We start from the raw sequence: 10,660 nt of genomic DNA on the forward strand, positions 1-10,660 counted from the left end.
GCGAAGGCCTCCGACAAGAGCGTCAAGCTCACCGTAGAGCCGGCCAAGGGTGGCGATGCGGAAACGATCGAGGCGGATATCGTCCTAGTAGCCGTGGGCCGCAAACCCTATACGGAGGGGCTGGGCCTGGAAGAGGCCGGCGTGAAGCTGGATGATCGTGGGCGCGTGGAGATCGACGCACATTATGCCACCAATGTGCAGGGTATCTACGCCATCGGCGACGTCGTCACCGGCCCCATGCTGGCCCACAAGGCCGAGGATGAGGGTGTCGCCCTCGCCGAGCTCATCGCTGGCAAGGCGGGGCACGTCAATTACGGCATCATCCCGAACGTGGTCTACACCTATCCGGAGGTCGCCTCGATCGGCAAGACCGAGGAAGAGCTCAAGGAAGCGGGTACCGCCTATAACGTCGGCAAGTTCCCCTTCACCGCCAATGGCCGGGCCAAAGCCAATCTGCAGACGGACGGTTTCGTCAAGATTCTCGCCGACAAGGAGACCGATCGCGTGCTTGGCGCCCATATCGTGGGGCCTGAAGCAGGCGATCTGATCCATGAAATCGCCGTCGGCATGGAGTTCGGCGCTTCTTCCGAGGATATCGCCCGCACCTGCCATGCCCACCCGACTCTATCAGAAGCAGTTAGAGAAGCGGCCCTCGCAGCTGACAAACGCGCATTGCATATGTGACACACGCGCATAGGCAAGGTTTCGATGATAGTATTCAGTCATCGAAACCTTGCCAAATACAATTAACAACTGCAAATATTAAACTTAACAAAGCTTTACACTCGCGCTGGTTTCATTGTTCCGCTAAGGTCTCCACAACCTGAGGTCAAGGAGGCCAGTTATGCAGTTCCAGTCCAGTTTCGGTCCGATCCCGTCCCAGTTCGATCCCAAGCGCAATCAGCAACAGCAGGCGGGTGCTGCCAACTTCCAGATCACGCAGCACGCACCGGGCAATCAGGCTGCCACGCCGCAGACCACGGCGCTGAACCATCATTCGATGCAGACGCAGATGCAGGCGCCGCTGGTGAACTCCATGCAGTCGCCGCTTTCCGGCAGCGCTTCGGAAGTCTTTAACCGGGCCCGCGTCATCAGCTTCACCGAGCCCACCCGCGCGGAACTGAACTTCCGGACTGAGAATACCGATTTCAAGAATACGCTGGTGATGTACAAGCTCGCGGGCGACGGCACCATCAAGGAGACGAACGTCGTCTTCCCGAATGCTTCGATGATCGGCGATGGCGGCCAGCTCCAGCCCGGCAACTCAAAAGTCGAGCTCGATTTCAACGCGGGTGACCAGGTCGGTTTCGCCATGGTCCCCAATGCCTTCCGCAATCCGCAATCCCGGGAGCTGCTCGCCCGCCAGGACGGCCAGTTCGCGCTCGTGAATGAATACGGGCAGCCGTCCAATCTCTTCACGGAGCATCCCGGCGGCATGAACCTCGTTCATATCGACCCGTTCGGCAACATGAAGCCGATCAATGGTGAATACGGCAACAAGCTGTTCCATACCACTGGCAACATGGATCAGGGCATCCAGACCAATGTGGACGGGCACGATCACGCCGACCAGGTCGTCGACCCTGATGGCGGCAGAATGTTCATCGGCATGGACGATCGCTACGCACCGGAGAACCCCGGTCGCGAGAGCCTGATCTTCCAGCTGAATATCGGCCAGAACAATGCCCGCGCCCTGAGCGAACCGCTGATCTCGGACAACCCGCGCAGCTTCCGTGACATGGCCGGCGCGGACTGGCAGATCACCGCCGATGAAGCCTTGGCCGCCGCGCACAGCTTTGATCGCGACGGTGACGGGCGCCTGAATCCCCAGGAATGGACAGAATTTGCACCCTTGCTCAACCTGAGCCCGGAGGACCACAAGCATCTGTTCGGTCCGAAGGGACGTGGCGACATCGTCGGTCTCGTCGACATGCTGCGCGCGGGTGACAGGAATGGCAGCGGCACGATCGACGCGCCCGAAGTACTGGATCTGAGCCGCCATCTCAACGGTAACGATCCGAACCGGATCCAGAGCTTCCGCGAGGCGGCAGGCTTCGACTGGCAACTCGATTTCGAGGAATTCATCTCCACCGCCGAGTCGCATGACGCGCAGAAAGATGGCTTCAGCCAGGAGGAATGGAACCGCTTCGCACCTGTTCTCGGCTTCAGCCCGGAAGACCGCAATCTGTTCGTTGATCAGATGGGCAAGTTCAATGTCCAGCAGTTCAAGGCGGTGTTCCAACTGGCCGACGGCGATGCTGACGGCAGGCTGAACCCCAATGAAGCGCTCGAGATGCGCCGGATCGTGCATGAGGAATTCGGTCCCGTCGATTTCCCCAAATCCTGAATTCAGGTGCCGCGCCATCCGATCCGGCGGCGCGGCCCGACACAGCCGTGACAGGGCCTGAATCATCATGCGGTTCCCGCGACATGGGGGCCGCATGATGCCTTTTTGCAATGGAATCAGCGCCTGCGGGCGCGCCGCTCCTCCTCCAGACGCTGGCTGCGCGCATGCACCCGCCCGGTCGCGTTCAGGAGATAGGGTCGGCGCAGGTTGAAAACCTCGTGCAGCATGTCTTCGATATGATGCGCGTAGAAAGGCTTTTGCAGGAATGTCGTGAAACCGAAATGCCGCGAGGCCGTTTCGATCTTCTCGGATCCCGGCGCGGAAATCAGGACCAGAGCGGTACCGGGCGCCACTTCCTTGACCTGACAGGCCGTCTCCAGCCCGTCCATCCCACCCAGGTTCAAATCGATCAGGGCGACATCGTAAGCTGTCGCGCGCATCAACCTGACGGCATGCACGCCGGAATCGGTTTCCTCGATATCCAGGTTGAAACGCGACTGATCCATCAGCTTAAGCATCAGGGCCCGCGTCGTCTCGGAACCCTCGACAAGCAATGCCCGGGTCGGCTTACGCATACGCATCACGGCCTGCATCAAGCCCGCAATATGGGCTTCATCGTAGGGTTTCTTAAGAAATTCATAGGCGCCGAGTTCGTTGGAAAGTGCGACCCAGCGGCTGAGGACCCTGTCGGACATCAGCACGGTCAGTGGCTGGACCCCCTCCTGCCGCGCGATGACGACGGCCTCGGCGCCGCTGATACCAGGCATCTTGACGTTGATGAAGAGCACATCCGGGCGCTTGGCCGTCATCGCCTTGACGGCCGCTTCCCCGTCACCAACCTCGGAAATCTGCACCGGACCGACGGCGGCGCGCACCGCATCGGCGACATCAGCGCGCTGCTGCGTGTCGGGCTCGGCGACCATGACATGCAGCGGCGCGCCTGCGCCTGCGTCACTGGCTGATCCACTGCCGGTCGTCACGATACCCGTCTCCTCTCCATCTTACGTCAATTTATCAATGAAAACTTGTCACTCTGTTACCAGAAATAACGCAACGTCATGCCTGCCGCTAGGCGATCCGCATTTTTCGCACGGTTACTCTGAAACGCGGTCGGAGAAAAGAAATTTGCGTCAAAGATTGACTTTTCGCATCGGAACCGGCAGTGAAACCGCAATGCGCGGGTCGGCGATGGCCCGCGTATTTCTTGACGCACCCGTGGATCGGGTCCGGCTTCTGTCGTGATCCGGCCTGTCGTTTATCGTACGAGTTCTCCTCGCGCGGTGAAAGAGGAGGGCGCGTTCCTCGCAAACGAAAAACGCAGATCTGAGGATACGCGACTATGTCGAAGCGCATTCAGGCGAAGTATAAAATTGATCGCCGCATGGGCGAGAATATCTGGGGTCGCCCCAAGAGTCCCGTCAACCGCCGCGAATACGGCCCCGGCCAGCACGGCCAGCGCCGCAAGGGCAAGCTCTCCGACTTCGGCACGCAGCTGCGCGCCAAGCAGAAGCTCAAGGGCTATTACGGCAACATCACCGAGAAGCAGTTCCGCCGCTATTACGCCGAAGCGATCCGCATGCGCGGCGATTCCGGCGAGAACCTGATCGGTCTGCTCGAGCGCCGTCTGGATGCGGTGGTCTATCGCGCGAAATTCGCGCCGACCCCGTTTGCCGCGCGCCAGTTCGTCAATCACGGCCACATCACTGTGAACGGGCGCCGCACCAACATCCCGAGCTTCCTGGTGAAGCCCGGTGACGTCGTCGAGGTGAAGGACAGCTCCAAGCAGCTCGTGATCGTGCTGGAATCGGTGCAACTCGCCGAGCGCGACGTAGCTGATTACATCGATGCGGATCATTCCAAGATGAAGGCGACCTATACCCGCATCCCGACCCTGTCGGAGGTGCCGTACGCCGTCCAGATGGAACCCAATCTCGTGATCGAGTTCTATTCGCGCTGATCGCCGCGAACCTTTCCGGAAACGATCGGGCCGCCCTCTCGGGGCGGCCCTTTTCGTTCAGGCGGTGACCTTTGTCGCCTCGAAGGCGGGCACATCGGCCGCGAAGCGGTTCATGAAGGCATCGAGCGCGGGATGGCTCTTGCGATAGGCGCCCTCGAAGCGCAGATCCATATGGCCGAGCGCACAGGCCGCCGAGATGGTGCCGACATCGACCTTGCCCGTGAAATCGGGCGCCTGCTCCGCCAGCGCATCAAGGGCGCGCGTGACCTTGCCCTCCTGGTATTCCAGCCATTTGGCCTCGTGGCGAGCAGGATCACGCCAACGCCCCTCATAGAGAATGAGGATATTGGCATCCACCAGCCCGTCGGCCAGCGCCTGCAGGCGCAGCACCGGCAAACGCGCCGCCCCCTGCGGGAGCAGCTTCCCGCCGCCGGCGAGATGGTCGAGATACTCGACGATGACGCGTGAATCGTACCATGCGGTCCCATCATCCTCGATCAGGACCGGGATCTTGCCGAGCGGGTTCTGCTTGCGCAGGCTGTCGCCCGGATCGGCGGTATCGGCGCCTTCCACTTCGAGCCGGTCCGACAGACCGAGTACCGATGCGGCAATCTTCACCTTGCGACCAAAGGGTGACGGCGGAGACGTGCGCAGAATCATGGTTTTCCTCCCTTGAGATACGTTCGCGCCCATGGTTACGCAGGCGATGGCGCGAGGCCAAGCCGGCGCGCGGCGATTCACCGGCCCGCCCATGCATCACCATATGGGTGGATGGCGCATGTGCCGCGCCGAAAAAACCGGATCGCACGCTTTGCCGGCGAGCGCGTCAAGGATATTGTCCCACGATGACGCTCTCATCCGACGAAATCGCCCGCTATGCCCGCCATCTGGTGCTCTCCGATATCGGAGGACCCGGCCAGGCGAAGATCAAGGCCGCACGGGTTCTCGTGATCGGCGCCGGCGGACTGGGCGCGCCGCTCCTGCAATATCTCGCAGCGGCGGGCGTGGGGCATCTCGGCATCGTCGACGACGATGTGGTCGATCTATCCAACCTCCAGCGCCAGATCATCCACGGCACGCCGGATATCGGTCGCGCAAAGGTGGATTCCGCCGCAGACGCTATCGCGCGGCTCAATCCGCATGTGGCGGTCGAGGCGCATCGCTTGCGCATCATGCCGGAGAATGCACACGCCCTGATCGCGGATTACGACATCGTGGCGGAAGGCTCCGATAATTTCGAGACGCGTTATGCCGTCTCGGATGCCTGCTTTCACGCCCGCAAACCGCTGGTCACGGCGGCTCTTGGCCAGTTCGACGGCTCGCTGACGGTGCTGCGACCCTATGAGCGGGATGCCGAAGGGCAGCTGAATCCGACCTATCGCTGCCTCTTCCCCGATCCGCCCCCACCCGGTGCAGTCCCGACCTGCGCGCAGGCGGGGATACTGGGCGCGCTCGCCGGTGTGATGGGATCGCTGATGGCGATGCAGGTTCTGCGCGAAATCACCGGCTTCGGCGAGGACATGGTCGGGCGGCTGCTGATGCTGGATGCGCGATCCATGCGTTTCGACATGATGCGCTACCGCCACGATCCGGCCAATCCGCTCAATGGCGATCAGGCCGCGACACTGTGAAGACGCCGCGCGATCAGGCGGCGAACCGCGCGAAACTCACCCGCGTTTCGCCGTAGTCGCGGCTCTCCAGCAGGGTGAAAGCCTCCGGCAGTATATCGGCGGCCGCGCTGCTCTCCTCCACCACGACGAGCGCGCCTGGGCGGAGCCAGCCCCCTAGGGCGCAGGCTTTGAGCGCGCGCGGCGCGAGATCGCGGCCATAGGGGGGATCGCAGAAGACCAGATCGGCAGGGGTGAACTTGTCGGCGGCACCGAGCCGCGTCGCATCGCGCCGGAACAGGCGGGTGACGCCCCCGAGCCCGAGCGCCTCGACATTCTCGCGAACCAGCCCGCGCGCCTGGGCGCCGTCATCGACGAAGAGCGCGAATGCCGCACCGCGCGAGAGCGCCTCAAGACCAAGCGCCCCGGTCCCGGCGAACAGATCGATCACCCGCGCACCCGCGCAGGCATCGTCATGGCCATGGGCGAGGATGTTGAAGATCGCCTCGCGCAGGCGGTCGGAAGTCGGGCGGATCGGGCCGGTTTTGCCCGGCCCGGCCTTCGGTCCGACGATAGCCCGTCCGCTGAGACGCCCGCCCACGATGCGCATGACGGATCAGCTCCGCGGCGCCTTGTTCGGCCCCTTGCCGGCACCGCGTCCGGACGGGCTGGACGGCCTCCCCTGCGGCTTGCCACCGGGCTTACCGAACGGCTTGCCACCAGGCTTGCCACCGGGCTTGCCACCGGCTCTGCCGCCGGGTTTGCCAAACGGCTTGCCACCCGGCCCGCCCGCGGGACGCCCGCCGGAGGCACGCCCACCGGGCTTGCCTTCGAAAGACCTGCCTTCGAAAGATCTGCCTTCACCCGATCTGCCTTCACCCGATCTGCCTTCGGATGAGCGGCCCTGATAGGGCTTCTTCTCGTACGGGCGACCACCACGGGATTCACCGCGCGCTTCGCCGGGGCGATCACCGGGCCGGTCCCCGAACTTGCCGGCAGGGCGCCCCGGACCACGTGCGGGCGGTTTGCCGCCCGTGCGATCGTCACGATATGCCGCGCGTTCCGTGCCCTCGCCTGCACGCTTGTCGAAACCGCGCCCGGCGGCGGGGCGGCTCGTGGCCTGTTTGCCGAAAGCCGGACGCGCGCCCTGCGCGGACGCAGCACCACCGCGCCCCCTCGCCGTCTGAGCCTCGCTCGTCTGCCCCTTGCCCGTCTCTGGAGCCGTGCGCGGCGCGTCGGCGGGATCAGCCTTGACGCGTTCGACCAGGACACGGTTGCCGCTCTTTTGCGAGATGGCGCCGACGCGCTCGTGCTTGCGCGTGGCAGAAGCCTCGCGGGCTGCCTTCGGATCGGCATCGCGGCGCTTGCGGAAGATCGGCCCCTCCGGTGCCTCGTCCGCCCGCCAGACGCTGGCCTTGACGGCGCGATCCCAGGCCGGACGGCGCGGCGGGCCTGCCGGAGCCTCGCCGGGCTTACCGAACGGCTTGTCGCCGAACTTCCTGTCGCCGAATTTCTTGTCCCCGAACTTCCTGTCACCCCCGGCCTTGCCGCCGAAGCGCTTGTCGCCGCCTCCGGGCTCGGGAGCCCGGCTCTGCGCCGGCTTCCTGTCACCCTTATGCGCCCATGCCGGCGCTTCCGGCTCGGGAGGCAGCGGCTCACGCACGGGGCTGGCGAAATCGACGCCCGCCTCGCTCGCGAGCTTGTCGCCGAGCTGATCCTTGAGCACGCGGGTGCGCACCTCCTCGACCTGCCCGATGGGCAGATCCCCGAGCTGGAACGGGCCGAAGGACAGGCGCAGGAGGCGGTTCACGCGCAGGCCCAGATGTTCGAGGATGCGCTTCACCTCGCGGTTCTTGCCCTCGCGCAGGCCCAGCGTCATCCAGGCATTGTCACCCTGCACCCGGTCGAGCTTCGCCTCGATCGGCCCGTATTCCATCCCGTCCACGACGAGACCATCTGCGATCGTATCGAGCCGGGCCTGATCGATCACCCCATGGGCGCGCACGCGGTAGCGGCGCAGCCAGCCGGTATCGGGATGGGCGATCACCTTGGCGAGGCCGCCATCATTGGTGAGCAGCAGCAATCCCTCGGTATTGATGTCGAGACGCCCCACCGCGACGACGCGCGGCAATTCCTCGGGCAATTCGTCGAACACAGTGGCGCGCCCTTCCGGATCGCGGGCGGTGGTCACGAGGCCGCGCGGCTTGTGATAGAGCCACAGCCGTGTGCGCTCCCTGGCCGGCAGTGGCTCGTCGTCGATCAGGATTACATCCGCAGGCGTGACGTTGCGCGCCGGCGAATCCAGTACCTCGCCATTGAGGCTGACGCGACCCGCCTCGATCAGCGCCTCGGCATCGCGGCGCGAAGCGACGCCGGCACGGGCAATCACCTTGGCGATCCGATCAGGTGCTGCGGGGTCGCGCGGGGCGGCGGGCGCGGTGGCGCCGGCGCTCTTCTTGCCGGCATGGGGTTTGGCGCTGTGGGGTTTGCGCCCCTTGTCGCCCGGTGCGGCGCCTCGCGCGCGGCTCCCGGGACGGTCGTCTCTGGTTTTCATCATGCGCGTCTGATAGCAGAGTGCGGGGTACGATGCGAGCGGCAAAACGCGCTGCGAGCCAAGGGATATCGAAGCCATGAACGCCACAGGCCAGCCCGATCCGATGCAGATCGCCTTCGACGAAGCACGTGCGGCCGGCGCACGCGGGGAAGTGCCTGTCGGCGCGGTGGTGGTTTGCGGCGAAAAGCTGCTCGCGAGGGCGGGAAACCGTACCCGCGAAGACTGCGATCCCACCGCCCATGCCGAAATCCTCGCCATTCGCGAAGCGGCTCGTATCCTCGGCTCGGAGCGGCTGATCGGCTGCGATCTCCATGTGACGCTGGAGCCATGCGCCATGTGCGCAGCCGCCATCTCCTTCGCGCGGATCAGGCGACTCTATTTCGGTGCCCGTGATCCCAAGAGCGGCGGCGTCGAGCATGGCGGGCGCTTCTTCGACCAGCCGACCTGCCACCACGCGCCGGAGGTCTACGGCGGCTTCCGCGAGCGCGAGGCGTCGGAACTGCTGCGCAATTTCTTCCGCGAGCGCCGCGATGAAACCGGCTGACCCCGTATCCTAACCCGGTGGTCGCGCCGCCCCGTCGGCGACGGCGAGATGCAGGCTCCCATCCGGCAGATCGGCAAACAAGGCCGGATCCGCCCCCGTCATCCAGACCTGGCCACCAATGGCGGCGAGCAGCCGGTAGAGCGCGGCGCGACGCATCGTATCGAGGTGGGCAGCGACCTCGTCGAGCAGCACGATCGGCGCGTGGCCCGTCATGCTGCGCACCAGCGCGGCATGGGCGAGGACGAGGCCGATGAGCAGCGCCTTCTGCTCACCCGTCGAGGCGAGAGCGGCGGGAATGTCCTTCGGCGCATGGCGCACCTGCAGATCGCTCGCCTGCGGCCCGAACAGGGTGCGCCCCGCCGCCCGGTCACGCCCGCGCTCATTGCGAAGGCGCTCGCGATAGGCATCCTCTGCCTCAAGCGCGGAATGCGCGGCGACGAGATCGTCGGTCCCACCGGACAATGCGAGGGTGGCATCGGGGAAGGGCGAGGCGGGATCGTGTTCGCGGGCAATCAGCGCGGATAACCGCGTCACCGTTTCGGCGCGGGCGACCGCGACGGCGATGCCGAGTTCGGCCATCTCGCGCTCGACCGCATCGAGCCAGCGGGGATCGCGCGCCCCTTCATCCAGCAGCCGGTTGCGCGAGCGCGTCGCGCGCTCCAGCGCCGCGACCCGGCTGCCATGGGCGGAATCGACAGCGAGCACCAGCCGGTCGAGAAAACGTCGGCGGTCGCCGGCGGGCCCACGGAACAGAGCATCGAGATCGGGCGTCAGCCAGACGAGGCGCAGATATTCGGCAAAGGCTACCGGCGATGCCACGGTATCGCCGTCGATCCGGCAGATCCGCGCCGCACGCCCGCCCTCGGGGTCAGGCTGGAGGCCCACCCCGCAATTCAGCACCGGTTCTTCGGGGCCCCGATCAAGCGCGGCGAAGACCGTGAAGCCGTGCGCCCCGTGGCGCAGCATCTGCCCGAGATCGGCCCGGCGCAAACCGCGTCCCGGTGTGAACAGGGAGATCGCTTCGAGGATGTTGGTTTTGCCGGCGCCGTTTTCCCCCGACAGCGCCACGAGCGGAGCGTCTGTCGCGAGCGACAGGGCGGCATAGGAGCGAAAGTCGGTCAAAGCGAGACGGGTGATGCGCGTGCGCCCAGAGTCCTCTGCCGCTGCGGAATTTCCGACCGGTCCATGTTCAACCATTGCGTCGCGCGCCAATCATCCATCTCCCGGCGCAAGCAGCGCATGCGGCCCCTGCCGGAGGCGCGCCAGCGACGGCGCCGTCACACCCGCATCGGCATCAGCACGTAGAGCGCGGCTGCACCTTCCCGGTCCTGGATCAGCGTCGGCGATCCGGGATCGGCCAGTTTGAGAATCGCTGTATCGCCGCCGAGCTGGCCCATGATGTCGAGGAGGTAGCGTGCATTGAAGCCGATATCCAGCGCCGCCGCCTCGTATTCGACCTCGATCTCTTCCGTCGCCGAACCGGAATCCGGGTTATTGACGGTGAGCGTCAGCCGGCCATCGGCGAGGGAGAGCTTAACCGCCCGCCCGCGCTCGGAAGAAATCGTGGAGACGCGATCAACGGAGCGGGCGAACTCGTCGCGATCGACGATCAGGGTCTTGTCGTTTCCTGCGGGAATGACCCGCTGATAAT

Annotated in this window: 10 protein-coding genes and 1 pseudogene; 5 read left to right on the plus strand and 6 right to left on the minus strand. The window is 65.0% G+C overall.

Translation table 11 applies throughout. The features are described 5' to 3' along the window. Together VKP01_RS14445 and VKP01_RS14450 are read left to right on the plus strand one after the other, a co-directional pair. Window positions 1-684, plus strand: a 684-nt coding sequence (locus VKP01_RS14445) for an FAD-dependent oxidoreductase (RefSeq protein ID WP_324413477.1), incomplete at its 5' end; no start/stop codon positions are given. Between the two features lie 160 nt (window positions 685-844). After that, the gene (locus tag VKP01_RS14450; protein ID WP_324413479.1) at window positions 845-2,347 is read left to right on the plus strand and encodes a hypothetical protein; all 1,503 of its coding nucleotides are present in this window, start codon (window positions 845-847) and stop codon (window positions 2,345-2,347) included. 116 nt (window positions 2,348-2,463) lie between these two features. On the opposite strand, the gene VKP01_RS14455 is transcribed toward VKP01_RS14450, so the two are convergent. After that, complete coding sequence (locus tag VKP01_RS14455; RefSeq protein ID WP_324413481.1) at window positions 2,464-3,327, minus strand: response regulator; 864 nt, start codon at window positions 3,325-3,327, stop codon at window positions 2,464-2,466. A gap of 359 nt (window positions 3,328-3,686) precedes the next feature. On the opposite strand from VKP01_RS14455, the gene rpsD reads away from it, so the two are divergent. After that, window positions 3,687-4,304 carry a 30S ribosomal protein S4 gene (gene rpsD, locus VKP01_RS14460; protein WP_324413483.1) on the plus strand — a complete coding sequence of 206 codons (618 nt, stop codon included), beginning with the start codon at window positions 3,687-3,689 and terminating at the stop codon, window positions 4,302-4,304. Between the two features lie 57 nt (window positions 4,305-4,361). On the opposite strand, the gene VKP01_RS14465 is transcribed toward rpsD, so the two are convergent. Continuing rightward, window positions 4,362-4,964 (minus strand): glutathione S-transferase family protein, encoded by a 603-nt coding sequence (locus tag VKP01_RS14465; protein ID WP_324413485.1) that lies wholly within the window; start codon window positions 4,962-4,964, stop codon window positions 4,362-4,364. Between the two features lie 185 nt (window positions 4,965-5,149). On the opposite strand from VKP01_RS14465, the gene VKP01_RS14470 reads away from it, so the two are divergent. Then, window positions 5,150-5,935 carry a molybdopterin-synthase adenylyltransferase MoeB gene (locus VKP01_RS14470; protein ID WP_324413487.1) on the plus strand — a complete coding sequence of 262 codons (786 nt, stop codon included), beginning with the start codon at window positions 5,150-5,152 and terminating at the stop codon, window positions 5,933-5,935. Between the two features lie 13 nt (window positions 5,936-5,948). On the opposite strand, the gene rsmD is transcribed toward VKP01_RS14470, so the two are convergent. Both rsmD and VKP01_RS14480 read right to left on the minus strand, forming a co-directional pair. Further along, a complete protein-coding gene (gene rsmD / locus VKP01_RS14475) occupies window positions 5,949-6,521 on the minus strand; it encodes a 16S rRNA (guanine(966)-N(2))-methyltransferase RsmD (protein WP_324413489.1) in 573 nt (190 codons plus the stop codon). A 6-nt stretch (window positions 6,522-6,527) separates the two neighbouring features. Next, window positions 6,528-8,468 carry a pseudouridine synthase gene (locus VKP01_RS14480; RefSeq protein WP_324413491.1) on the minus strand — a complete coding sequence of 647 codons (1,941 nt, stop codon included), beginning with the start codon at window positions 8,466-8,468 and terminating at the stop codon, window positions 6,528-6,530. A 73-nt stretch (window positions 8,469-8,541) separates the two neighbouring features. On the opposite strand from VKP01_RS14480, the gene VKP01_RS14485 reads away from it, so the two are divergent. Then, a complete protein-coding gene (locus VKP01_RS14485) occupies window positions 8,542-9,009 on the plus strand; it encodes a nucleoside deaminase (protein ID WP_324413493.1) in 468 nt (155 codons plus the stop codon). A 9-nt stretch (window positions 9,010-9,018) separates the two neighbouring features. On the opposite strand, the gene recF is transcribed toward VKP01_RS14485, so the two are convergent. Together recF and VKP01_RS14495 are read right to left on the minus strand one after the other, a co-directional pair. Next, window positions 9,019-10,206 (minus strand): DNA replication/repair protein RecF, encoded by a 1,188-nt coding sequence (gene recF, locus VKP01_RS14490; protein ID WP_324413495.1) that lies wholly within the window; start codon window positions 10,204-10,206, stop codon window positions 9,019-9,021. A gap of 80 nt (window positions 10,207-10,286) precedes the next feature. After that, window positions 10,287-10,660 (minus strand): annotated as a pseudogene (locus VKP01_RS14495) (DNA polymerase III subunit beta); the annotation flags it as partial.

The organism is Saliniramus sp., from assembly GCF_035311605.1.
Classification (GTDB): domain Bacteria; phylum Pseudomonadota; class Alphaproteobacteria; order Rhizobiales; family Beijerinckiaceae; genus Saliniramus.